This is a genomic window from Phycicoccus jejuensis (assembly GCF_000720925.1).
Classification (GTDB): Bacteria; Actinomycetota; Actinomycetes; order Actinomycetales; family Dermatophilaceae; genus Phycicoccus; species Phycicoccus jejuensis.
Genome location: NZ_JOEE01000004.1, coordinates 120,370 through 143,245, shown reverse-complemented (window position 1 = coordinate 143,245; position 22,876 = coordinate 120,370). Strand labels below are relative to the sequence as shown.

Genomic DNA, 22,876 nt, shown 5'->3' with positions numbered 1-22,876 from the left:
CGAGCCCCGGTCAGGCGGTGGTCTGCTCGCGCTCCCGCACGACCGCGGCCTCGGGGGTGCGGGGCCGGCGGTTGACGACCCACGCCGCCCCGAGGACGACGGCGAAGCCGACCACCTGCCAGGCCCCGAGCCGCTCGTGGAGGACGAGGACGCCGAGCAGCACCGAGACGACCGGGATGAGGTAGGTGATCGTCGAGCCGACGACCGGCCCGGCGCCCCGGACGACGTCGAACTGCAGGACGTAGGCGAAGCCGGTACCCACGACCCCCAGCACCAGGACGCAGGCGAGCGGGAGCCATCCGGGGACGTCCGTCGCGGCCCCGTGCGCCCAGAGCGCGTCGAGGCCCTCGGGGCGGGTCAGCGCCCAGCCGAGCGCCGTCGGCACCATGAGCGCGAGCCCGGTGAGCAGCGTGGCGGCAGGCATCGCGAGCCCGCCGAGGTCGGCGCCGGCGAGGAAGCGGCGGTTGTAGGTCCACCCGACGCCGTAGCTGGCGCCGCCCGCGAGGGCCATCGCGAAGCCGACGAGGTCCGGTCCCTCGGTCGAGGTCCACGGCTGCATGATCGTCACGACACCGAGGAACCCGACGCCGACGGCGACGAGGCGCCGTCCCGTGACCCGGGCGCCGGGGAGCAGCGCGAGGGTCGCGAGCACGGTGGCGATCGGGGTCGCGGCGTTGCCGATTCCGGCCAGCGCCGACGAGATCCGCGTCTCGGACAGCGCGAACAGCGTGAACGGGAGCGTCGCGAGCAGGAGGCCGCACACGAGCAGGTGCCCCCAGACGCGCACCCCTCGCGGGAGCCGCCCGCCCCCGGCGAGGAGCAGCGCGGTGACGACGACGGCGCCGGTGACGATGCGCAGCCCGGAGATCTGCACCGGCTCGAGCGACTCGAGCCCGACCTTCATGAGCAGGAAGCTCGAACCCCAGATGAGGACGAGCGCGACGAACTTGACCTGCCAGGCCACCCGCGGGCCGGACATCAGGACGCCTGCTCCGCGAGGCGCCGCGCGGTGTCGAGCGCGGCCCGCAGCACCCCCTGCGCCACCGCGGGGGTGACCCCCGCGAGCCCGCAGGTCGGCGCGACGACGAGCCCCTCGACGGCGGCCGCGTCCAGGCCCGCCCGCCCGAGGCCCTCGACGAGCGCGCGGTGAGCCCCGGTGTCGGTCGTCGAGCCGTCGGTCGCGAGGACGCCCGCGTACACCCCGGTTCCCGCCTCGAGCGTCGCCGCGACGCTCTCCCAGCGCGCGGGCGAGGCGGCGGTGAGGTCGAGCGCGAGCGCCCCGGCCCCGGTCGACCTCAGGAGCGGGACGGGCGCCGCGGGGTGGCAGGAGTGGACCACGGTCGGCCCGTCGTGGGCCGCGAGGAGCTCGCGCAGGCCGGAGGCGACGGTCTGCGGGTCGACCGCGCGCACCCGGCCGTAGCCGGACGCAGTCGGCAGCGAGCCCTCGAGGACGGCCGTGAGGGCCGGCTCGTCGACCTGGAGCACCACCTCGGCGCCGGGCACGAGCCGGCGGACGTCGGCGACGTGGCGGGCCATCCCCTCGGCGAGCGAGGCCCGCAGGTCCGCGGCGGCGCCGGGGTCGGTGACGACCCGCTCGCCGCGGTTCAGCTCGAGGGTGGCGGCCAGCGTCCACGGCCCGCAGACCTGCACCTTGAGCGGGCCCGACCAGCCGTCGTAGGCCTCGGCGAGCTCGTCGAGGTCCTCGCGCAGGAGCGAGGCGGTGCGCGAGGCGTCCCGGCCCGGCCGGTCGACCAGCCGCCATCCGCTCGGCTGGAGGTCGACGGGCAGGTCGACGAGCATCCCGGCGGCCCGGCCGACCATGTCGGCCCCGGGACCCCGCGCGGGCGTCTCGGGGAGGAAGGGCAGCCCGAAGCCGTCGCCGTCGACGAGGAGGTCGCGCACCGTGCGGACGGCCTCGCGGGCCGACGCCCCCGGCCAGGAGCCGATCCCGGTGGCGCGCACCGGCGCCGACGTCGTCACGTCCACCGTCCGACGAGTGCCTCGACGGAGGCCGGGACCGGCGCGTCACCGGCCCACGGCGCGGGCTCGGGCACACCGGCCACGGTCCGCAGCGGCACGACACCGCACCAGGCCCCGGCGGTCTCCTCCTCGGGGGCGCTCGGGCCCCCGGCGCGCGCCTTGAGCAGCCAGCGTCCGTCGGTGATGGGGAGGGCCATCGCGAGCGTCGCGGCCTCCTCGCGGCGGGTCGTCGGCCGTACCTCGCCGGTGCGCCCGGGCAGGAGGCGGTCCGAGAGCCGGTCGAGGGCGCCGGCGCGCTCGGCGCCGGTCAGGGTCACGAGCTCGCCGTGGACGACGGCCGAGCGGTAGTTGGCCGACGACTCGAACGTCGTGTGGGCGACGACGAGCCCGTCGACGGACACGACCGTCAGGGCGGCGGGTGCGCCGGAGGCCACCCGGCGCAGCGCGCCCGCCCCGGTCGAGCCGTGCAGCAGGATGCGGTCGCCGTCGCGGGCGAAGAGCATCGGGACGACCCACGGCCGGCCGTCGACGACGGTCGACAGCGTGCCGGCGAGGACCTCGTCGAGGAGCGCGTCGAGGGCGCCGCGCTCGGTGCTGCCGCGCTCGGCGTGGCGAGCGAGCCGCTCGGGGGCACGGTCGGCGTGCGCGAGACCGCAGTAGCCGGTGCCGGGACACTCCCCCGCGGACACCACGCGCTCGGTGGAGGCGGGGGTGCGGCGCAGCGCGTCGCCGACCCGGGTCGGGCGCGGCACGAGCTCGCCGCCGCAGTTCGGGCACACCCGTTCGAGGTGCTCGGAACACCCCGCGCAGAACGTGCACTCGTGGGAACAGACGACCGCCCCCACGGCGTCGGCGGGCAGGTCGGCGTCGCAGCACTCGCACGACGGGCGCATCTCCAGGGTCACGAGGCCATCCTGCCAACACCACTGGACCACGCGGAAGGACCACTATCGACCGATCGGGCAGGACCGGTATGGTGCGGCCGTGGCCCGATCCCCCCGCGCCCTCGACCTGCCCCTGCGCCTGGCGGACTCGTCCGCGCCGCTGCGCCACCGGGTGGCCGACGCCGTGGTCGACGCCCTGCGCTCCGGCCGGCTGCGCCCCGGCGACACGCTCCCCTCCACCCGGACCCTGGCGGCCTCCCTCGGCGTCTCGCGCGGTCCGGTCGTCGCCGCCTACGACGAGCTCGCCGCAGCCGGGTTCCTCGTCTCGCGCGCCGGGTCGGGCGCCGTCGTCGCCGCCGGCGCGGACGTCGCGGCCCGCGCCGGCGCCGCCACCCACGTCCCCGAGCCGGGCCGCGAGCGCCCCGTGACCGCGGCCCCTCCCGTCCCCGCCGCGCGCTTCGACCTGCGCCCCGGCCGCCCGGACACCTCCCTGCTGGACCGGGCCGCGTGGCGGCGGGCGTGGCGGGCGGTCGGGGACGCCCTGCCCGGCAACGACGCCGGCGAGGTCCCGCGGCACACCCTCCTGCGGGGCGTCCTCGCCGACCACCTGCGCCGCAGCCGCGGTGTGGTGGTCGACCCGGACGACCTCTTCGTCGTCCCCGGGGTCGGCGGCTCGCTGCGGGCACTGCCCGAGGCGTTCGGGCTCGTGGGCCGGACGGTCGCCCTCGAGGACCCGGGCTACGTCGAGGCCTGGACGGCGTTCGGCGCCGAGGGGGTCCGCACACACCCCGTGCCCGTGGACGCCGACGGCCTCGACCCCACCCGGCTTCCCGCGGAGGCAGCCGCCGTCTACGTCACGCCCTCGCACCAGTACCCGCTCGGCGCGCGGATGCCCGTGACCCGCCGCGTCGCGCTGCTCGACTGGGCCCGCACGACGGGCGGCCTCGTCGTCGAGGACGACTACGACGGGGAGTTCCGCTACGACGTCTCCCCGCTCCCCGCGCTCCGGTCGCTGCCCGGTGCGCAGGACCACGTCGCCTACGTCGGCACCGCCTCCAAGCTCCTCGCGCCGTCGCTGCGCGTGGCGTGGGTCGCCGTCCCCCGGCACCGGCGCGACGCCTTCCGGGTCGCGGTCGAGTCGCGCGGCCTCGTCGTCAACGAGGCGACCGGCCTCGCCCTCGCCGAGCTGGTCTCGTCCGGCGCCCTCGCCGCCCACCACGCGCGCGCGAGCCGGACCTACGCGGCCCGCCGCGGCGCCCTCGTCGCCGCGGTGGCCGACCGGATGCCCGACGCGGTCCTCGAGGGCGTCGACGCGGGGCTGCACGTCGTCCTGCGCCTGCCCGACGGCACCGACGACCACGAGGTGGCCCGGCGCTGCGCGCACGTCGGTGTCGAGGTGAGCCCGTTGTCGGCGTACGCCGTCGAGTCGGACGTGCGCGGCCTGGTCGTCTGCTACGCCGGTCTGCCCGAGTCCTGCGCCGGCGACGCCGTCGAGCTGCTCGCCGCCGCGGTCATGCGCTGACCGGTTCGCCTGCGCCGCAGGCGTCCCGACCGCTAGCGTCGGTCCGTCGACACCCAGGGGGAAGGACCCGTCATGTCCCGGAAGTCCGGCGCAGCAGCCGTCGTCGCGGCGGTCGCCGTCGCGCTCACCATCGGACCGGCCGCGCCCGCGGGCGCCGTCACCGGCACGTGGAAGAACTGCACGAGCGTCAACAAGAAGTACCCGCACGGCGTGGGCAAGGTGAAGGCCAGGGACCGCACGTCCGGCCGGCCGGTCACGACGTTCCGCAAGAGCGACTCGCTCTACGCGCAGGCCATGCGGGCCAACAAGGGCCTCGACCGCGACAAGGACGGCATCGCCTGCGAGAAGCGCTGAGCCACAGGTCGGCACGACGACGCCCCCGTCACCTCACGGTGACGGGGGCGTCGCTGTCGTGCGGGGTCAGAGCACGTCGTGGCCCGGGTGCGGCTCGCTCGGGATGGTCCCGAGGCGACCGGCCTGGAAGTCCTCGAACGCCTGGATCAGCTCGGCGCGGGTGTTCATGACGAACGGGCCGTACGCCGCGACGGGCTCGCGGATCGGGCGCCCACCGAGGATGTAGAGGTCGAGGCTCGGGCTGCGGCTCTCCTGGCTCTCGTCCGCACCGACCTCGACGACGTCACCGCCACCGAGCACCGCGAGCTGGCCCATCCGCAGCGGACGCCGGTCGGGGCCGACCGAGCCGTTGCCGTTGAGGGAGTACACGAGCGCGTTGTAGGCCGGGTTCCACGGCAGCCGCACACGCGCGCCGGGCGCCACGGTGACGTGGAGCGCGGTGATGGGCGTGTGCGTGATGCCGGGGCCCTCGTGCCCGTCGAGCTCGCCGGCGATGACGCGCACGAGCGCGCCGCCGTCGGGGCTGGACAGCAGCGCGACGTCGCCGCCACGGATGTCCTGGTAGCGCGGCGCCGACATCTTCTGCGCCGCCGGCAGGTTGACCCACAGCTGGAGGCCGTGGAAGAGACCGCCGCTGACGACGAGCTCCTCCGGCGGGACCTCGATGTGGAGCAGACCGGAGCCGGCCGTCATCCACTGGGTGTCGCCGTTGGTGATGACGCCGCCGCCACCGTGGCTGTCGCGGTGCACGAACGAGCCGTCGATGATGTACGTGACGGTCTCGAAGCCGCGGTGCGGGTGCCACGCGGTACCCTTGGGCTCGCCCGGGGCGTACTCGACCTCACCCATCTGGTCCATGTGGATGAAGGGGTCGAGGGCGGCGAGGTCGACGCCGGCGAACGCGCGGCGCACCGGGAACCCCTCGCCCTCGAAACCCTGCGGGGCGGTGGTCACCGAGCGCACCGGACGGGACACCGCCGTGGGCAGGGGCTCGGAGACCCGCGGCAGGGCCAGGATGTTCTCGACGGTCACGGCCGGCATGTCACTCACGCTCCTCGTGGTCATCCTCCGGGGTGGAGGGTCACCGCGTCCAACAGTAGTTGACAGTTCAACTATTCCGCGACCCGGGGCACGGGTTAGCCTTCGACGCATGAGCCGCTCCGTGTCCGTCGTCCTCGGCGCCGTCCTCGTGCTCGTCGGCCTGCTCTGGATGCTCCAGGGCCTGGGCTACGTCGGCGGCAGCCCGATGACCGGCGTGACCCTCTGGGCCGTCGTCGGCCCGCTCGTGGCGTTCGCCGGGCTCGCCCTGGCCTTCCTCGGCGGCCGGCGCAGCCGCGACGGCTGACCCCGTCAGCGCGCGTGCCGCACGCAGGTGCGGGCCGTCGGCCGCGCCTCGAGCCGGCCCGCCGGGATCGGCTCGCCGCACACCGAGCACACGCCGTAGGTGCCGTCGTCCACGCGTCGCAGCGCGGCGTCGAGCTCGGCGAGGTGCTCGCGCTGCCCGTCGGTCAGGGCCGCCAGCTGCGAGCGCTCGTACGCGATGGTCTGCCCCTCCGGGTCGTGCTCGTCGTCGGCGTTGGAGTCCTGCGAGGCCTCGACGAGGCGGCCCATGTCGGCCTCCATCCCCGCGAGCCGCTCGAGGAGGGCCGCCCGCTCGGCGAGCAGCCGCTCGGCCGGGGTGGCCTCAGGCGGCACGCGAGGTCCCCGTGATCGTCGCGGACCCGACGACCCGGGTGCCGTCGTAGAGCACGAGCGACTGGCCGGGCGCGACCCCGCGCAGCCGTCGCTCCAGCCGCACGCGGACCGCGTCGCCCTCGACTGCGGCCGTCGCGGGCACCTCCTCGCCGTGGGCCCGCACCTGCGCCCCGACCGCGACCTCCCCGGCGGGCGCCGGGCCGCACCAGCGCAGGTGCGCCCCGTCGACGACGTCGACGCCGAGCAGGTCGGCCGTGCCGACGAGCACGCGGTTGCGGGGGGCGTCGACCTCGACGACGTAGCGGGGGTCGCCGTCCAGACGGGAGCGGTCGATGCCGAGCCCGCGCCGCTGGCCGACCGTGAAGCCGTGCGCGCCGGCGTGCTCGCCCACGACCTCGCCGCTCACCGCGTCGACGAGCTCGCCGGGCCGCTCCCCCAGGCGCCGGCCGAGGAAGCCGCGGGTGTCGCCGTCCGGGATGAAGCAGATGTCGTGGCTGTCGGGCTTGCGCGCCACCGAGAACCCGCGCTCCGCCGCCTCCTCGCGCACCTGCGGCTTCGTGAGGTCCCCGAGCGGGAAGAAGGCGCGCCCGAGCTGGTCGGCGTCGAGGACGCCGAGGACGTACGACTGGTCCTTGGCCGCGTCGACCGCGCGGTGCAGCTCGCGCCCCGCCGACCCCTCGACCACGCGCGCGTAGTGGCCCGTGGCCACCGCGTCGAACCCGAGGGCGAGCGCCTTGTCGAGCAGCCCGGCGAACTTGATCTTCTCGTTGCAGCGCAGGCAGGGGTTCGGGGTGCGCCCGGCGGCGTACTCGGCGACGAAGTCCTCGACGACGTCCCGCTCGAACCGGGCGGCGAGGTCCCAGACGTAGAACGGGATGCCGAGGCGGTCCGCGACCCGGCGCGCGTCCCCGGCGTCCTCGAGGGTGCAGCAGCCGCGGGCCGACTCGCGCAGCGTCGCGGCCGAGCGCGAGAGGGCGAGGTGGACGCCGACGACCTCGTGGCCGGCGTCGAGCATCCGTGCGGCGGCGACCGCGGAGTCGACCCCGCCGGACATCGCGGCGACGACGCGCATCAGAGCAGCCCGCCGGCCCGCCGGGCCCGCTCGACGACCCCGGGGAGGGCGGCGAGGACGGCGTCGACGTCGGCGTCGGTCGAGGTGTGCCCGAGGGTGAGGCGCAGCGCGCCGCGGGCCGCGGTCTCGTCGTGGCCCATCGCGAGGAGGACGTGGCTGGGCTGCGGCACCCCGGCCTGGCACGCCGAGCCGGTGCTGCACTCCACCCCCGCCGCGTCGAGGAGGTAGAGCAGCGAGTCCCCCTCGCAGCCGGGGACGAGGAGGTGGGCGTTGCCGGGCAGGCGCCCCTCGGCGTCTCCCGGCCGCCAGCAGCCGCTCACCGAGATGCCGAGGTCGAGCGCGAGCGCACCCTCGACGAGGCGGTCGCGCAGCGCCATGACCCGCTTGGCCTCGACGTCGCGGGTGGCGACCGCGTGGTCGAGGGCGACCGCGAACGCGTGGACCGCGGGGGCGTCGAGCGTGCCGCTGCGGACCTGGCGCTCCTGGCCGCCGCCGTGGAGCTGCGGCACGAGGACGGCGTCGCGACGGGCGATCAGCGCCCCCACCCCGAGGGGGCCGCCGAGCTTGTGCGCGGTGACCGTCATCAGGTCGACGCCGGAGTCGTCGAAGCGCACCGGCAGGTGCCCGACCGCCTGGACGGCGTCGGTGTGGAAGGGGACACCGTGGGCGCGCGCGGCGGCGGCCAGCGCGGCGACGGGCTGGACGGTGCCGACCTCGTTGTTGGCCCACATGACGGAGACGAGCGCGGTGTCGTCGGCGTGCTCGGCGAGCAGGGCCGCGAGGTCGTCCGCCGACAGGTGCCCGCAGCGGTCGGGCTCGAGCCACGACACCCGGGCCCCGCGCCGCTCGACGAGGTGCTCGACGGGGTCGAGCACGGCGTGGTGCTCGATGGCGCTGGCCACCACCCGCACCCGGCGCGGCTCGGCGTCCCGGCGGGCGAGCCAGGTGCCCTTGACGGCGAGGTTGTCGGCCTCGGTCCCGCCTGAGGTGAACACGACCTCCGAGGGTCGGGCGCCCAGGGCCGCGGCGATCCGCTCGCGCGACTCCTCCACGGTCTTGCGCGCGGCGCGGCCCGAGGTGTGCAGCGAGGAGGGGTTGCCGACGCGGCCCGCCGACTCGACGAACGCCTCGACCGCGGCGGGGAGCATCGGCGTGGTCGCCGCGTGGTCGAGGTAGTGCGTCACGAGGGTCGAGTCTACGTTTCGGGACCTGGCGGGCCGGCGGCCGGAGTCGCCCCGGGTACGGCAGAGGGGCGAGCGGATCGCTCGCCCCTCACCTGTCGCGCTCGCGCGCGACGAGACCGCCTCGTGAGCGGTGGTCGGCTCAGCCCTTGCGCTTCTTGACCTCGGTCGTGGCCTGCGGGAGGACCGAGAAGAGGTCGCCGACGACGCCGAAGTCGACGAGCTCGAAGATCGGCGCCTCCTCGTCCTTGTTGACGGCGACGATCGTCTTGGACGTCTGCATGCCCGCGCGGTGCTGGATGGCGCCCGAGATGCCGGCCGCGACGTAGAGCTGCGGCGAGACCTGCTTGCCCGTCTGGCCCACCTGGTTGCTGTGCGGGTACCAGCCGGCGTCGACCGCCGCGCGGCTCGCGCCGACGGCGGCGCCGAGGCTGTCGGCGAACTCCTCGACGGGCGAGAAGTCGCCACCGGTGCCGCGGCCGCCGGAGACGACGATGGCCGCCTCGGTCAGCTCCGGGCGCCCGGTCGCCTTCTTCGGCTGCGAGTCGGTGATGCGGGCCGCCTTCGCGGCGTCGCTGACGCTCACCTCGACGGCCTCGACCGCGCCGGCCTCCGGCGCGGCCTCGATGGAGGCCGAGTTGGGCTTGACGCAGATGATCGGCGTGCCAGTCGTGACCTTCGCGGTCACCGTGTACGAGCCGGCGAAGACCGACTGCGTCGTCTCCGGCGTCCCGTCCTCGCCCGCGCGGACGTCGACGGCGTCGGTGATCATCCCGGAGCCGGCCTTGATGGCCAGGCGGGCGGCGATCTCCTTGCCGGCGGCGTTGCTCGGGATGAGCACGGCTGCGGGAGAGGTCTTCTCGATGAGCTGCGCGAGGACCTCGGCCTGCGGGGCCACGAGGTAGGTCGCGGCGTCGGCGTCGTCGACGACGTACACCTTGTGCGCGCCGTACTTGGCGTAGGTCTTCTGCGCGGTCTCGGCGCCGGGGCCGATGTGCACCGCGGAGGGCTCGCCGAGGCGGCGGGCGAGGGTCAGCAGCTCGGCGGTCGCCTTGCGCAGGCGCCCCCCGGCGTGGTCGGCGAGGACGAGTACTTCAGCCATGGGTCTGTGCTCCTGGTCTCGGGCGGCCGCGGTCAGAGGAACTTCTGGGCGCTGAGGAACTCGGCGAGCTTCGCGCCGCCCTCGCCCTCGTCGGTGACGATCTGGCCCTGCTCGCGCGGCGGGCGCTTGGCGAACGCGACGACCGAGGTCCACGCGGCGCCGAGGCCCACGTCGCCGGCGTCGACGCCGAGGTCGGCCAGCGACCACGTCTCGACCGGCTTCTTCTTGGCGGCCATGATCCCCTTGAAGGAGGGGTAGCGCGGCTCGTTGATCTGGTCGGTGACCGAGACGAGCGCCGGCAACGCCGCCTCGATGGTCTCGGACGCGACGTCGCCGTCGCGGCGGATGGTGACGCGGCCGTCGCCGACGGTCAGCTCCGAGGCGTAGGTGACCTGCGGCAGGCCGAGGCGCTCGGCGAGCATCGCGGGCACGACGCCCATGACGCCGTCGGTCGAGGACATCCCGGTGAGGACGAGCTCCGGGCTGCCGTCGGTCGCCTTCTCGACGGCCTTCGCGAGGACGAGCGAGGTGCCGACGGCGTCCGAGCCGTGGATCGCCTCGTCCTGCACGTGGACCGCCTTGTGGGCGCCCATCTGGAGAGCCTTCTTCAGCGCGTCGGCGGCGGCCTCGGGGCCGACCGTCACGACGGTGACCTCACCGTCGCCGGCGGCCTCGACGATCTTGAGGGCCTCCTCGACGGCGTACTCGTCGAGCTCGGAGAGCAGGCCGTCGACGGCGCGGTCGACGGTGTTGTCGGACTCCTGGAACGTCCGGTCGGACTGGGCGTCCGGGACGTACTTGACGCAGACGACGATGTTCATCCGTCCCTCGTCCCTTCGTGTCGTGGGGGGTCTTGCGCCGGGTGGTCCCCGGCGCACAACGCCTCCCATCCTCTCAGCCGGTGAGCGCTCGTTCACCACCCGGTCGGCGTGACGGTCACCACCCCGTCGAGGGTCCCGCGGCCATCCGGGGCGCGACGGCGCGCCGAAGAAACCTGCGACGGCGTTCAACGGACACGCGCCGGGCCCCGTATCCACCGGTACCAGCCACGGACCGAAGGAGCTCCCGATGCACCGCACCCGCCTCGCCGCCGCCGGCGTCCTCACCGCCGCCCTCGCCCTCCCGATGGCGCCCGCCGCCACCGCCACCCTCCTGCCCTCCCCCGACGCCGTCGGGCTGGCGGGCGCGAGGACGCTGGTCGCCGTCGACCTCGACCGTCCGGGCTCGGCCCGCTCGCTCGGTGCCGTCACCGGCCTGACCCTGGACACGCGCCTCGTCGGTATCGACCACCGTCCGGCCGACGGGCGCCTCTACGCCGTCGGGGACCGCGGCGGCGTCTACACGGTGACCGTCCCCGAGCGGCGCCTGCTCTTCACCAAGGCGCCGAAGGCCACGCTCGCCAACCGGCTCACGGTCGCCCTCGAGGGCAAGCACTTCGGCGTCGACTTCAACCCCGCGGCCGACCGCCTGCGGGTCATCAGCGACACCGGCCAGAACCTGCGCCACGACGTGAACCCCGGAGGCACGACGATCGCCGACACCCCGCTCAACGTCACCGGGGCCACCGGCCCGTCGACGGGCGTGACTGCCGCCGCGTACACCAACCCCGACACCGACGCCGCGACCGCGACGACGCTCTTCGACATCGACACGAAGGCCGACCAGGTGGTCGTCCAGTCGCCGGCCAACGCCGGCTCGCTGGCCCCGACGGGCTCGCTCGGCGTCGACGCGACCCGCGGTGGCATGGACATCGACCGGAAGAACCGTGCGTACGCCGCGCTCGAGGTCGACGGGAAGGCCGGCCTGTACCGCGTCGACCTGCTCACCGGCAAGGCCACCCGGGAGGGCTGGTTCCCGCGCGGCACCCAGGTGCTCGACCTCGCGGTCCCGACGGGTCGCTGACCGGGGCCGTCGAATGCTCGTGCGCCGCCCCCGGACGTCCTCCTCGCTCACCGAGGAGGACGTCCGGGCGGGGCCAGCGGCTTCGAGGTCCTCGGCGACGACGGCCGGGTCCTCGTCCGCTCGTCCTTCCCCCGCGCCTGACGGTCCGCGCCACGCCCCCGACGGTCTGACAGGATCGGTGGATGAGCGACGAGGGCGGTACCGGGCCGGGCACCGTGCGACGCACCGTCGGTCCCGTCGGGGACCCGGTCACCGTCGGCTGGTGGGAGTCGCTGTGGCGCCCCTTCTGGGCGCTCCCCTCCGCCGTCGTCGTCGTGACGGTGCTCGCCGGCGCCACCCTCCCCCTCGTCGACGAGCACCTGCTCGGCGACGTCGACGTCCTCTTCGGCGGCAACGCGGACTCCGCGCGCAGCCTGCTCGGGACGATCGCCAGCGCGATGATCTCGGTGACCGGGCTGGTCTTCTCGATCACGATGGTCGTCATGCAGCTGGCGAGCAGCCAGTTCACGCCGCGGCTGCTCTCCACGTTCCTCGGCAGCCGCGTGGTCCAGGTGACCCTCGGTGTCTTCATCTCCTCGTTCGTCTTCGCGCTCATGGTGCTGCGCGACGTGCGCGGGGGTGACAGGCCGTTCGTGCCCCAGCTGTCGGTGACCGTCGCCTTCGTGCTGGTCCTCGCGAGCGTCGCCCTCTTCCTCGCGTTCATCCACCACATCACCGACTCCATCCGCGTCGACCAGGTCGTCGACCGGATCGCGCGGCTCACCGTCGAGGCCCTGGAGCGCGGGTCGGCGCAGGAGTGGGACGACACCTCCGCGGTGCCCCCGACGTGGTCGCAGGGCGACGGTCCGGGGGTGACGGTGACGACGGGGTCGGAGCACGGCGTCGTCTCGCGGGTGCACCTCAGCGCCCTCGTCGAGTGTGCCGAGCGGACGGGCGCGGTCGTCGAGCTGCGCACCCGCCTCGGCGAGGTCCGGCACCGCGGCCAGGTGCTCGCGGTCGTCCACGGGGGTCGCCGCGACGACGACCTCGCCGAGGCCGTCCGCGACGCCATCGGCCTCGGCCGGGAGCGCAGCATGACCCAGGACCCCGAGTTCGGGGTGCGCCAGCTCGTCGACATCGCCGAGCGGGCCCTCTCCCCCGGGGTCAACGACCCGACGACGGCCGTGCAGGTCCTCGACGAGCTGCACCGCATCCTCCGGGCGGCGGCGCTGCGGCCGGACCGCTCGAACCTCCTCGTCGACGGGTCGGGCGCGGTCCGGGTCGTGGACCGGCCGACGACCTTCGCCCGCCTCCTCGACCTCGCGCTCGACGAGGTCTGGCACTACGGCCGCGACGGGCTCCAGGTGCCCCGACGCATCGAGGACCTGCTCGAGGACCTCGTCGCCGACGGGCGCCCGGAGCACGCCGCGACCGCCGCCGCCAAGCTCGCCGGGCTGCGCCGGGTCGCGTGACGCCTTCAGGTGGGCCGAGGCCGGAGGGTCAGGCGCCCTCGAACGGGGCCGGGCCCTTGCCCTTCTCGACGAAGTGGCGCATCCCGGTGGACTGGTCCTTCGTCGCGAAGAGGCCGGCGAAGAGCACGCGCTCGATCTCGAGACCCGTCTCGAGGTCGACCTCGAGACCCCGGTCGATGGCCTCCTTCGCGGCGCGCAGGGCGTAGGCGGGGCCGCCGACGTAGCGCGCGACGAGGGAGCGGGCGCTCTCGTACACCTCGGCGGCCGGGACGACCCGGTCGACGAGGCCGATGGCGAGCGCCTCCTGCGCGTCGACGAAGCGGCCGGAGAACACGAGGTCCTTGGCCTTCGCCGGTCCGACGAGCCGCGCGAGGCGCTGCGTGCCGCCGGCCCCCGGGATGATGCCGAGGTTGATCTCGGGCTGGCCGAGCTTGGCGTCGTCGGCGGCGACCCGCCAGTCGCACGCGAGCGCGACCTCGCAGCCGCCCCCGAGGGCGTACCCGGTGATGGCGGCGACGGTCGGCTTCGGCAGGCCGGCGAGCGCCTTCGTGAAGTCCTGGAGCAGCGCGGAGTGGTCGACCATGTCGGTGTACGACATCGTCTCCATCTCCTTGATGTCGGCGCCCGCCGCGAAGACCTTCTCGCCGCCCCAGACGACGACGGCGGCGACGTCGCGGCGCTCGGCGGCCTCGCGGCACGCGGCGACGAGGCCGTGCTGGATCTCGGCGTTGAGCGCGTTCATCGGCGGCCGCTCGAGCCGGATGGTGCCGATGCCGTCCGCGACCTCGAGGCGGACGAGGTCGGTCACTGCCCGTCCTCGATCGGCTGGCCGGTCTCGGGGTCGATGCCGAGGATGCGCTGGTGCCACAGGTGCACGGCGGAGAGGACGACCTGGATCGAGACCTGGGTGAGCGTCGAGAGGTCCGCGCCCGGGGTGACGACGTGCTCGCCGGTGACGACGAGGGTCGTGCCCGCGATGCCGGTCTTCACGTGGTTCATGTGCAGGTTGATCTCGTTGCACGTCTCGTGGAGCTTGAGGCGGTCGGCGGTCAGCTCGTCCTGGATCTGCCACTGGCCGAACAGGCGCATGATCTCGACGTCGCCCTCGGTGCAGCGGACGAAGAGCCGCTGGTCGTTGACCGTGAAGGCCACGTCACCGTCGCCGTCGAGGTTCGGGGCGAGCCCGAGGTCGACGAGGACGTCGAGGACCCGGCCGCGCAGCGGGTGCTCGTTCGCGGGCGGCGGGAAGTTGGGCAGCGAGGTGGGGTCGGTCATGGCCCCACCGTATCGACCGCACCCGACGGCGCGACCGGGCCGGGTGGGCCGGACCGGGGCCGCCGTCGAGGCACGATGCGGCCCTCAGGACTCGCCCCGACCCCGGATCCGGTAGTACATTCGGCCCCAGACCTCTGTGATGGGTAGCCTGACGGCCCCGTCGCCACGGATTCCACCACCCCAGGAGCAGCGACGATGTCCGCGACCGAGACCCCGGCCCGCCCGTACCCCGCCCACGACCCGGCCACCTACCGCCGCCTCCCGGCGAGCAGCCGTCCGGTCGACCCGGCGCGCGTCGAGTCCCTCCTCGCGGCCGAGTGGGAGCGCTTCGCGGCGAGCACCCCGGCCTCCGGCGAGCACAACACCCGCGCCGCGCGCACCCTGCCGCTCGGCGTCACCTCCTCCTTCCAGCACTGGGACCCCTACCCCGTCTCGGTCGCCTCCGCCCGGGGCGCCTGGCTGACCGACGTCGACGGCCGCCGGATGCTCGACCTGTCGATGGGCTTCGGCGCGATGCTCGTCGGCCACCTCAACCCGACCGTCGTCGAGCACGTGCAGCGCGCGCTGACCGACACCGGCACCCTGTTCGTCACCCCGTCCCCGCAGGCGACCGAGATGAGCGAGCGGTTCTGCGAGCGCTTCGGCCTCGACATGATCCGCTTCACCAACTCCGGCACCGAGTCGCTGATGTACGCGATCCGCGCCGCCCGTGCCTACACCGGCCGCAAGGCCGTCGTGAAGATCGAGGGCGGCTACCACGGCGGCTACGACGCCCTCCAGGTGTCGGTCAAGCCCGCGCTCGAGGACATCGGCCCGGCCGAGGCCCCCGTGCCCGAGGTGCCGTTCGACGTCGAGGCCGGCACCGTCCACGTCGTCCCCTACAACGACCTCGACCGCCTGCGCGCGATCCTCATCGAGCACGGCCGCGAGATCGCCGTCATGGTCGTCGAGCCCGTCGTCGAGAACCTCTCGATCGTCGTCCCCGACGCCGGGTACCTCGCCGGCGTCCGCGAGCTGTGCGACGAGCACGGCGTCGTGCTGCTCTTCGACGAAGTGAAGACCGGCCTCACCGCCGGGTACGCGGGCGCCGCGCAGCGCCTCGGCGTCAAGCCCGACCTCATCACCCTCGCCAAGTCGATCGGCGGCGGCCTGCCGCTCGCCGCGTTCGGTGGCCGTCGCGAGGTCATGGAGGTCGTCGTCGACGGCCGGATGGCGCACTTCGGCACCTACAACGGCAACCCGCTCGTCATGGCCGCCGCGAAGGCCGTCGACGAGATCTGCACCCCCGAGGCCCTCGCCGCCACCGAGGCGATCAACGTCCGCGCCCTCTCGGCCATCGACGACGTCATCGACACCTTCGAGCTGCCGGCCCACACCGTCGGCCTGGGCGTCAAGGGCTGCGTCACGTGGTCGACCGCGCCGGTGCGCACCTACCGCGACTACAAGGCGACCGACTTCGCGATGGCCGAGCTGTCGTGGCTGTGGGGCGTCAACCGCAACATCCTCACGCCGCCCGGCCTCGACGAGCAGTGGCTGGTCTCGCTCGCGCACACCGACGAGGACATGAACCTCCTCGTCGAGCACGTCCGCGAGCTCGCCGAGGCCCTGCGCGCCTGACCCGCACCGACACCGCCGACACCCCCACGCCCGCGCGACCGCCCGGCTAGGGTCCTGCCGTGCCCACCCGCCCCGCCCCGCCCGGGCCGACGACCCGTGACCTGCCGCCGCCCCCCGGGGTGACGCTCGTCCCGGGCGGCGCCGACGTCGCCGTGTACGCCGGGCACGCCGAGGCCGTCGACGTCTGCCTCTTCGAGCCCGGCGACACCGCCGGCACGAGCGAGCGACGGGTCGCGCTGCGCGAGCGCGCCCACGGCTGGTGGTTCGGCTTCGTCCCGGGGATGGGGCCGGGGACGCGCTACGGCGTGCGGGTGGACGGCCCGTGGTCGCCGGACCACGGGCTGCACCACAACCCGGCCAAGCTGCTCCTCGACCCCTACGCCGGCGCCGTCGAGGGCGAGGTGGCGTGGGGCCCCGAGGTGTACGGCCACCGGGTCGACGAGCGGTGGCGCGGGGACCTCGAGCAGCGCTCGCCGCTCGACAGCCGGGGGCACGTCCCGCGCGGCGTCGTCGTCGACCACTCCTTCGACTGGGGCGACGACGCCCCGCCGCGCCGCTCGCGCAGCGAGACGGTCGTCTACGAGGCGCACGTGCGCAACCAGACGATGCTCCTGCCGGGAGTGCCGGAGCACCTGCGCGGCACGTACGCCGGTCTCGCGCATCCCGCCTCGGTCGAGCACCTGCTCTCGCTCGGGGTGACCACCGTCGAGCTGCTGCCCGTCCACGCCTTCACCCACGAGCCCCACCTCGTGCAGCGCGGCCTGACCAACCACTGGGGCTACAACACGCTCGGGTTCATGGCGCCGCACGCGCGCTACGCCGCCGCGTCCGACCCCCAGGGGGTCGTCGACGAGGTCAAGGGCATGGTCAAGCTGCTCCACGCCGCGGGCATCGAGGTCGTCCTCGACGTCGTCTACAACCACACCGCCGAGCAGAGCCGGTCGGGGGCGATGCTCTCGTGGCGCGGCCTGGACCAGCGCGCCTACTACCGGCTCGACGAGCGCGGGCGCGACATCGACGTCACCGGCTGCGGCAACACCCTCGACCTGCGCCACCCGGTCGTCTGCCGGATGGTCCTCGACAGCCTGCGGCACTGGGTGCAGACCTACCGCGTCGACGGGTTCCGGTTCGACCTCGCCGTCGCCCTCGGCCGCGGTCGCGGTGACGACTACGACCCCGACCACCCGTTCCTCGTCGCGCTGCGCACCGACCCCGTGCTCTCCCGGGTCGTGCTCGTCGCCGAGCCCTGGGACCTCGGGATGCACGGCTGGCGCACGGGGCAGTTCCCGCCGCCGTTCCTCGAGTGGAACGACCGCTTCCGCGACACCGCCCGGCGCTTCTGGGTCGGGGACGTGCGCGCGCAGTCGCTCGGCGAGCGCGGGCACGACGCGCGCGAGCTCGCGACCCGGCTGTCGGGCTCGCGCGACCTGTTCGGGGCCCGTGACCGCGGCCCGACCGCGTCGGTCAACTTCGTGACCGCGCACGACGGGATGACCCTCGCCGACCTCGTCGCCTACGACCGCAAGCACAACGAGGCCAACGGCGAGGACAACCGCGACGGGACCGACGGCAACGGGTCCTGGAACCACGGGGTCGAGGGACCGACCGACGACCCTGAGGTGCTGGCGGCCCGGACGCGCGCCGTCCGCGCCCTGCTCGGGACCCTGCTGCTCTCGCAGGGCGTGCCGATGCTCACCGCCGGCGACGAGATGGGACGCACCCAGGGCGGGAACAACAACCCCTACTGCCAGGACAACGAGGTGTCGTGGGTCGACTGGGAGCTCGCGCCCTGGCAGGAGGACCTCCTCGAGACCACCAAGCACCTGCTGGCTCTGCGCCGGGCGCATCCCGTCCTGCGCCAGCGCACCTGGCTGACCGGCCGCGAGGTCGACGACGAGGGGACGCTCGACGTCGCCTGGTACGCCGCCGACGGCCGGCCGATGGGTGACCGCTGGCACGGCGAAGGCACCCGCGTGCTCCAGATGGCCCTCGCGCCGCCGGTCGACGGCAGCAGCGCGGCGCTCCTCGTCGTCCACGGCGGGGTCGGCGACACCGAGGTGACGCTGCCCACCGGTCGCCACCGCCTGCTCTGGGACAGCGCGTGGGAGCGCCCGCGGGCGCAGGACGCGCCGCACGAGGGCACGGTGCTCGTCGCCGGGCCGTCGGTGCGCCTCTACGCGCCGGCCTGACGGCCGCGGTCGCGGGGGCCTCAGGCGGCGGCGATCCACCCGGCGCGCGCGACGCGCTGAAGGAGGATCACGGTGAGCACGCCGACGACGACGCTCGCGAGGAAGGCCAGGGGGTAGAGGCCGAAGCCGCCGGCGGTGAGCACGAGCGCGACGAGCAGGAGGACACCGACGACCACCGCGGCGACGCGCAGGATGCGCGCCCAGCGGGCCGAGTCGGGGTCGTCGGCCGGGGCCGTGGCCAGGATGCCGGTGCACAGCTGGTGGACGAGCAGCGTGACGACGACGATCTCGACCGTCAGGGCGGTGAGCAGCAGCGTGCCGAACCGCGGTGCGGCGAACAGCGGCGTGCCGAGGAACGCCCAGACCGGGATGCCGACGACGGCGGCCGCCCGCGCCCGGACGAACGCCGGGTGGACGCTCGCGGCGCCGGCGAGGCCGATGATCACCCACGCGTAGCCGACGAGGTCCGGCAGGACGTCCCAGCCGGCGAGCGGCAGGTCGACGACGACGACGAGAAGACCCCAGGCGACCCACACGAAACGCTGCACGGCACGACCCTAGGGCGTCCGGCCCGGGCCCGGTCGCCCGGTTCGCCCGACGGGCCCTCGGACGGGTCGACCGGTCCCCGCCCGGCCCCGCACCGTGTAGACAGTCGGGCATGGCGGCAGCACCCAGGCAGGTGGCAGAGGGCATCGGACGCGTGGCGCAGGCGGCGATCTACCGGGCGGGATCCTTCGGTCGCCGCCCGGCCGTCCCCACCGACGGCACCCGCCTCGAGGAGGCCGCCGAGACGGTGATGTCGCGCCGCGGCTTCGCCTACGTCGCCGGCTCGGCCGGCAGCGCGGCCGGCGCCCGCGCCAACCGCGAGGCGTTCGACCGGTGGCGCGTCGTGCCGCGCCTGCTCGTCGACACCTCCGAGCGCGACCTCTCCGTCGAGGTCCTCGGCCGCCGCCACGCGACGCCGTTGCTCGTCTCCCCCGTCGGCGTGCTGTCCGCCGCCCACCCGGATGCCGACCTCGCCGTCGCCCGCGCCGCCCGGGACGCCTCCGTCACCCCGGTGCTCAGCACCCAGGCGAGCGTCCCGATGGAGACCGTCGCCGAGGCGCTGGCCGGCAGCCCGTTCTGGTACCAGCTCTACTGGAGCCGCGACGACGACCTCGCCGCCTCCCTCGTCCACCGCGCCGAGGCCTGCGGCGCCGAGGCCCTCGTCGTCACCCTCGACACCGCCTACCTCGGGTGGCGCCCCCGCGACCTCGACCTCGGCCACCTCCCCTTCGCACGCGGCGAGGGCATCGCGCAGTACACCTCCGACCCGGTCTTCGCGCGTCTCGTCGCCGAGCGCGTCGCCGCCGTCTCCGCCCGCCCGGCCGGACCGAGCCCGCGCCCCACCCCCGCCGCCGTCCGCACCCTCCTCGCGGTGAGCCGCAACCACCCCGGCGGCACCCGCGACAACCTCCGCTCCCCCGTGCCGCGTGCCGCCATCGAGACCTTCCTCGACGTCTTCTCACGCCCCTCGCTCACCTGGGACGACCTGCCGCGGCTGCGCGGGCTGTCGAGCCTGCCGGTCGTCCTCAAGGGCGTGCTCCACCCCGACGACGCCACCCGCGCGCTCGACCTCGGGGTCGACGGCCTCTGGGTCAGCAACCACGGCGGCCGGCAGGTCGACCGCACCGTCGCCGCGCTCGACGCGCTGCCCGGCGTCGTCGCCGCCGTCCGCGAGCGCGCCCCCGGCACGCCGGTCCTCTTCGACAGCGGGGTGCGCACCGGTGTCGACGCGCTCGTCGCGCTCGCCCTCGGCGCCACCGCGGTCGGCATCGGCCGCCCGCACGTCTACGGGCTCGCCCTCGCCGGCGAGGAGGGCGTCGGCGAGGTCCTGCGCAACATCGCCGCCGAGCTCGACCTCACGGCGGCGCTGACCGGCGTCCGCACGCTCGCCGACGTCACGCCCGACCTCCTCACCCGCGCCGGCTGACCGGCATCCGGTCGAGGGGCTGCGCGCCACCCCCCGAGTGTGCAAGCGTTTCCGCACGAGGTCGCTACCCTGTGTCAGCGCACCACCGTCGCCGCGCCCGACCCACCTCACGCCCGAAGGACGAGCACCGATGACCGACACCGTGCCCACGAGCTCCCTCGTCTCCGACGAGTCGCCGTCGACCGACGCCCGCCGGATCGGCCCGGAGTTCCGCACGACGCACCCGCTGGCCAACGGCCCGGTCGTCCAGCCGGCGACGACGGTCGACGGCTTTGTCGAGACCTTCCTCGCCGAGCTCAACTACAGCCAGGGCACGCTCCTGTCGCAGTCGACCGTCAACGACCAGTACCTCGCGCTGGCCCGGACGGTGCGCCGCTACCTCATGGCCGACTGGCTCGAGACGGGCGCGCGCCGCCGCCAGGCGCAGCAGAAGACCATCGGCTACCTCTCGGCCGAGTACCTGCTCGGCCGCCAGCTCGGCAACAACGTCCTCGCGACCAACCTCCAGGACATCGCCGAGGAGGCGATGCGCCGCTGCGGCATCGACATCGCGACGCTGCGCGCGCAGGAGGTGGAGCCCGGCCTCGGCAACGGCGGCCTCGGCCGGCTCGCGGCCTGCTTCGTCGACTCCCTCGCGACGATGGACGTCCCCTGCATCGGCTACGGCATCCGCTACGAGTACGGCATCTTCCGCCAGACCTTCGAGGAGGACCGCCAGGTCGAGCGGCCCGACTCCTGGCTCTCGCTCGGCAGCCCCTGGGAGTTCCCGCACCCGGAGCGCCAGGTGCTCGTCGGCTTCGGCGGCTCGACGACCACGACGACGGACGACGCCGGCACCGAGCGGACCACGTGGACGCCCGACTGGAACGTCCTCGGGATGCCGTACCACTACATGGTCCCCGGCTTCCGCAACGGCGTCGTCAACACCCTGCGCCTGTGGAGCGCCCGCGCCACCCAGGCGTTCGACCTGCAGATCTTCAACTCCGGCGACTACGCCCAGGCCGTGCGCGCCCAGACCTTCGCCGAGAACATCTCGAAGGTCCTCTACCCCGAGGACTCCACGCCCCAGGGCAAGGAGCTGCGCCTGCAGCAGCAGTACTTCTTCGTCGCGTGCTCGCTGCACGACTTCATCGACAACACGCTGCCGGCGGACTTCGACCTGCGCCGCCTGAACGAGCGGATCATGTTCCAGCTCAACGACACCCACCCGGTGATCGCCATCCCCGAGCTGATGCGCATCCTCATCGACCGCAAGGGCTTCGACTGGGACGAGGCGTGGAGCATCACGCAGAAGTGCTTCGCCTACACCTGTCACACCCTGCTGCCCGAGGCGCTCGAGGTCTGGCCCGTCGAGCTCCTCGGCCGGCTGCTGCCCCGCCACCTCGAGATCATCTACCGGATCAACGAGGAGTTCCTCGAGGAGGTCCGCGCGGCCTTCCCCGGCGACGAGATGCGGGTGCGCCGGATGTCGGTCATCGCGGAGTACCCCGAGCGCTCGGTCCGGATGGCCTACCTCGCGACGGTGGCCGGCTCCAAGGTCAACGGCGTCGCCGAGCTGCACAGCCAGCTGCTGCGCGACAAGGTCCTCCCCGACTTCAGCGAGCTCTGGCCCGAGAAGTTCACCAACGTCACCAACGGCATCACCCCGCGCCGGTTCGTGCGCCTCGCCAACCGCCGGCTCTCCGCGCTGCTCAACGACACGATCGGCGAGGGCTGGGTCACCGACCTCGACCGGCTGCGCGAGCTCGAGCCCTACGCCGACGACGCCTCGTTCCGCGCCGAGTTCCGCCGGGTCAAGCAGGCCAACAAGGAGCGGCTGCACGACCTGCTCAAGGTCCGCGACGGGCTCGAGATCCCCCGCGACACGATGCTCGACGTCATGGTCAAGCGCCTCCACGAGTACAAGCGCCAGACCCTCAAGCTGCTCCACATCGTCTCGCTCTACGACGACGTCGTCTCCGGCCGCGTCGCCGCCGACGACATCGTCCCGCGCACCTTCGTCTTCGGCGCCAAGGCGGCCCCCGGCTACCACATGGCGAAGGAGATCATCTTCCTCATCAACGCCGTCGCCGACGTCGTCAACACCGACCCCGTCGTCGCCGGCCGGCTCTCGGTCGCGTTCCCGGCGAACTACAACGTCACCCTCGCCGAGAAGCTCATCCCGGCCGCCGACCTCTCCGAGCAGATCTCGCTCGCGGGCAAGGAGGCCTCCGGCACGGGCAACATGAAGTTCGCCCTCAACGGCGCGCTGACCATCGGCACCGACGACGGCGCGAACGTCGAGATCCGCCGGCTCGTCGGCGACGACCACTTCTTCCTCTTCGGGATGACCGAGCCGGAGGTCGAGCGGCTGCGGCCGGGCTACTCCCCCTCGAGCTACTACGAGGAGAACCCGCGCCTGCGCAGCACGATCGACCTCCTCGCGAGCGGCCGCTTCACCGACGGCGACCGCCAGGCCGTCGCCCCGGTCATCGACAACCTGCTCCACCAGGACGCCTTCATGGCCCTCGCGGACTTCCAGGCCTACCTCGACGCGCAGGCCCGCGTCGACGCCGCCTACCGCGACGAGGACGCGTGGTCGCGCTCGGCCATCCTCAACGTCGCGCGCTCGGGGTTCTTCTCCTCCGACCGCTCGATGCGCGACTACCTCGAGCGCATCTGGCGCGCCTGACCACGACGC

General features: G+C 74.4%; 21 protein-coding genes. 9 read left to right on the top strand and 12 right to left on the bottom strand.

Going from position 1 to position 22,876, the window contains the following annotated elements; all coding sequences use genetic code 11:
- Nucleotides 1–10: 10 nt before the first annotated feature.
- From IG69_RS0109135 to IG69_RS22500, 3 genes are read right to left on the bottom strand one after another with little or no spacing between them, the layout of a single operon-like run.
- A complete protein-coding gene (locus tag IG69_RS0109135; RefSeq protein ID WP_051750393.1) occupies nt 11–979 on the bottom strand; it encodes a DMT family transporter in 969 nt (322 codons plus the stop codon).
- The gene (locus IG69_RS0109130) at nt 979–1,980 is read right to left on the bottom strand and encodes a uroporphyrinogen decarboxylase/cobalamine-independent methonine synthase family protein (RefSeq protein WP_245616119.1); all 1,002 of its coding nucleotides are present in this window, start codon (nt 1,978–1,980) and stop codon (nt 979–981) included. The genes IG69_RS0109135 and IG69_RS0109130 overlap by 1 nt, the downstream gene beginning before the upstream one ends.
- Nucleotides 1,977–2,885, bottom strand: a complete 909-nt coding sequence (locus IG69_RS22500; RefSeq protein ID WP_084696698.1) for a DUF1272 domain-containing protein — start codon at nt 2,883–2,885, stop codon at nt 1,977–1,979. Before IG69_RS22500 ends, IG69_RS0109130 begins: the two co-directional genes overlap by 4 nt.
- A gap of 79 nt (nt 2,886–2,964) precedes the next feature.
- Between IG69_RS22500 and pdxR the strand changes: the two genes are divergently transcribed.
- Entirely contained in the window at nt 2,965–4,386 is a 1,422-nt protein-coding gene (pdxR, locus tag IG69_RS0109120) for a MocR-like pyridoxine biosynthesis transcription factor PdxR (protein WP_036829631.1), read from the top strand.
- A gap of 72 nt (nt 4,387–4,458) precedes the next feature.
- Nucleotides 4,459–4,740, top strand: coding sequence for an excalibur calcium-binding domain-containing protein (locus IG69_RS0109115; RefSeq protein WP_030527854.1), 282 nt, complete (start codon nt 4,459–4,461; stop codon nt 4,738–4,740).
- 66 nt (nt 4,741–4,806) lie between these two features.
- Here IG69_RS0109115 and IG69_RS0109110 read toward each other — a convergent pair whose 3' ends face one another.
- Complete coding sequence (locus IG69_RS0109110; protein ID WP_030527853.1) at nt 4,807–5,781, bottom strand: pirin family protein; 975 nt, start codon at nt 5,779–5,781, stop codon at nt 4,807–4,809.
- A gap of 109 nt (nt 5,782–5,890) precedes the next feature.
- On the opposite strand from IG69_RS0109110, the gene IG69_RS0109105 reads away from it, so the two are divergent.
- On the top strand, nt 5,891–6,085 hold the full coding sequence (locus tag IG69_RS0109105; RefSeq protein ID WP_030527852.1) for a hypothetical protein: 195 nt from the start codon (nt 5,891–5,893) through the stop codon (nt 6,083–6,085).
- Between the two features lie 5 nt (nt 6,086–6,090).
- On the opposite strand, the gene IG69_RS0109100 is transcribed toward IG69_RS0109105, so the two are convergent.
- From IG69_RS0109100 to IG69_RS0109080, 5 genes are all read right to left on the bottom strand, one after another.
- On the bottom strand, nt 6,091–6,435 hold the full coding sequence (locus tag IG69_RS0109100; RefSeq protein WP_030527851.1) for a TraR/DksA family transcriptional regulator: 345 nt from the start codon (nt 6,433–6,435) through the stop codon (nt 6,091–6,093).
- On the bottom strand, nt 6,425–7,507 hold the full coding sequence (gene mnmA, locus IG69_RS0109095; protein ID WP_030527850.1) for a tRNA 2-thiouridine(34) synthase MnmA: 1,083 nt from the start codon (nt 7,505–7,507) through the stop codon (nt 6,425–6,427). The genes IG69_RS0109100 and mnmA overlap by 11 nt, the downstream gene beginning before the upstream one ends.
- Nucleotides 7,507–8,691 (bottom strand): cysteine desulfurase family protein, encoded by a 1,185-nt coding sequence (locus tag IG69_RS0109090; protein WP_030527849.1) that lies wholly within the window; start codon nt 8,689–8,691, stop codon nt 7,507–7,509. Before IG69_RS0109090 ends, mnmA begins: the two co-directional genes overlap by 1 nt.
- Before the next feature lie 139 nt (nt 8,692–8,830).
- A complete protein-coding gene (locus tag IG69_RS0109085; protein ID WP_030527848.1) occupies nt 8,831–9,790 on the bottom strand; it encodes an electron transfer flavoprotein subunit alpha/FixB family protein in 960 nt (319 codons plus the stop codon).
- A 32-nt stretch (nt 9,791–9,822) separates the two neighbouring features.
- Nucleotides 9,823–10,611 (bottom strand): electron transfer flavoprotein subunit beta/FixA family protein, encoded by a 789-nt coding sequence (locus tag IG69_RS0109080; RefSeq protein WP_030527847.1) that lies wholly within the window; start codon nt 10,609–10,611, stop codon nt 9,823–9,825.
- Between the two features lie 247 nt (nt 10,612–10,858).
- Between IG69_RS0109080 and IG69_RS0109075 the strand changes: the two genes are divergently transcribed.
- Together IG69_RS0109075 and IG69_RS0109070 are read left to right on the top strand one after the other, a co-directional pair.
- Nucleotides 10,859–11,692 carry a DUF4394 domain-containing protein gene (locus IG69_RS0109075; RefSeq protein WP_030527846.1) on the top strand — a complete coding sequence of 278 codons (834 nt, stop codon included), beginning with the start codon at nt 10,859–10,861 and terminating at the stop codon, nt 11,690–11,692.
- Nucleotides 11,693–11,874: 182 nt separating this feature from the next.
- On the top strand, nt 11,875–13,143 hold the full coding sequence (locus IG69_RS0109070; RefSeq protein WP_051750392.1) for a DUF2254 domain-containing protein: 1,269 nt from the start codon (nt 11,875–11,877) through the stop codon (nt 13,141–13,143).
- Nucleotides 13,144–13,171: 28 nt separating this feature from the next.
- On the opposite strand, the gene IG69_RS0109065 is transcribed toward IG69_RS0109070, so the two are convergent.
- The gene (locus tag IG69_RS0109065; RefSeq protein WP_030527844.1) at nt 13,172–13,951 is read right to left on the bottom strand and encodes an enoyl-CoA hydratase/isomerase family protein; all 780 of its coding nucleotides are present in this window, start codon (nt 13,949–13,951) and stop codon (nt 13,172–13,174) included.
- The gene (locus IG69_RS0109060) at nt 13,948–14,418 is read right to left on the bottom strand and encodes a T3SS (YopN, CesT) and YbjN peptide-binding chaperone 1 (protein WP_030527843.1); all 471 of its coding nucleotides are present in this window, start codon (nt 14,416–14,418) and stop codon (nt 13,948–13,950) included. Before IG69_RS0109060 ends, IG69_RS0109065 begins: the two co-directional genes overlap by 4 nt.
- 195 nt (nt 14,419–14,613) lie before the next feature.
- Between IG69_RS0109060 and IG69_RS0109055 the strand changes: the two genes are divergently transcribed.
- Together IG69_RS0109055 and glgX are read left to right on the top strand one after the other, a co-directional pair.
- The gene (locus IG69_RS0109055; protein WP_030527842.1) at nt 14,614–16,035 is read left to right on the top strand and encodes an aspartate aminotransferase family protein; all 1,422 of its coding nucleotides are present in this window, start codon (nt 14,614–14,616) and stop codon (nt 16,033–16,035) included.
- Nucleotides 16,036–16,094: 59 nt separating this feature from the next.
- Nucleotides 16,095–18,224, top strand: a complete 2,130-nt coding sequence (glgX, locus tag IG69_RS0109050; RefSeq protein ID WP_051750391.1) for a glycogen debranching protein GlgX — start codon at nt 16,095–16,097, stop codon at nt 18,222–18,224.
- A 20-nt stretch (nt 18,225–18,244) separates the two neighbouring features.
- On the opposite strand, the gene IG69_RS0109045 is transcribed toward glgX, so the two are convergent.
- A complete protein-coding gene (locus tag IG69_RS0109045) occupies nt 18,245–18,772 on the bottom strand; it encodes a hypothetical protein (protein WP_030527840.1) in 528 nt (175 codons plus the stop codon).
- A gap of 110 nt (nt 18,773–18,882) precedes the next feature.
- Here IG69_RS0109045 and IG69_RS0109040 point away from each other — a divergent pair, with 110 nt between their 5' ends.
- Both IG69_RS0109040 and IG69_RS0109035 read left to right on the top strand, forming a co-directional pair.
- Nucleotides 18,883–20,196 carry an alpha-hydroxy-acid oxidizing protein gene (locus tag IG69_RS0109040; RefSeq protein ID WP_030527839.1) on the top strand — a complete coding sequence of 438 codons (1,314 nt, stop codon included), beginning with the start codon at nt 18,883–18,885 and terminating at the stop codon, nt 20,194–20,196.
- A 130-nt stretch (nt 20,197–20,326) separates the two neighbouring features.
- Entirely contained in the window at nt 20,327–22,867 is a 2,541-nt protein-coding gene (locus IG69_RS0109035; RefSeq protein ID WP_030527838.1) for a glycogen/starch/alpha-glucan phosphorylase, read from the top strand.
- Nucleotides 22,868–22,876: the final 9 nt, after the last annotated feature.

Coding starts and splice junctions, on each gene's coding strand:
- IG69_RS0109135 (WP_051750393.1), bottom strand. CDS start 979: ATGTCCGGCCCGCGGGTGGCCTGGCAGGTCAAGTTCGTCGCGCTCGTC.
- IG69_RS0109115 (WP_030527854.1), top strand. CDS start 4,459: ATGTCCCGGAAGTCCGGCGCAGCAGCCGTCGTCGCGGCGGTCGCCGTC.
- IG69_RS0109110 (WP_030527853.1), bottom strand. CDS start 5,781: ATGCCGGCCGTGACCGTCGAGAACATCCTGGCCCTGCCGCGGGTCTCC.
- IG69_RS0109105 (WP_030527852.1), top strand. CDS start 5,891: ATGAGCCGCTCCGTGTCCGTCGTCCTCGGCGCCGTCCTCGTGCTCGTC.
- mnmA (WP_030527850.1), bottom strand. CDS start 7,507: ATGCGCGTCGTCGCCGCGATGTCCGGCGGGGTCGACTCCGCGGTCGCC.
- IG69_RS0109085 (WP_030527848.1), bottom strand. CDS start 9,790: ATGGCTGAAGTACTCGTCCTCGCCGACCACGCCGGGGGGCGCCTGCGC.
- IG69_RS0109080 (WP_030527847.1), bottom strand. CDS start 10,611: ATGAACATCGTCGTCTGCGTCAAGTACGTCCCGGACGCCCAGTCCGAC.
- IG69_RS0109075 (WP_030527846.1), top strand. CDS start 10,859: ATGCACCGCACCCGCCTCGCCGCCGCCGGCGTCCTCACCGCCGCCCTC.
- IG69_RS0109070 (WP_051750392.1), top strand. CDS start 11,875: ATGAGCGACGAGGGCGGTACCGGGCCGGGCACCGTGCGACGCACCGTC.
- IG69_RS0109060 (WP_030527843.1), bottom strand. CDS start 14,418: ATGACCGACCCCACCTCGCTGCCCAACTTCCCGCCGCCCGCGAACGAG.
- IG69_RS0109055 (WP_030527842.1), top strand. CDS start 14,614: ATGTCCGCGACCGAGACCCCGGCCCGCCCGTACCCCGCCCACGACCCG.
- IG69_RS0109040 (WP_030527839.1), top strand. CDS start 18,883: ATGGCGGCAGCACCCAGGCAGGTGGCAGAGGGCATCGGACGCGTGGCG.
- IG69_RS0109035 (WP_030527838.1), top strand. CDS start 20,327: ATGACCGACACCGTGCCCACGAGCTCCCTCGTCTCCGACGAGTCGCCG.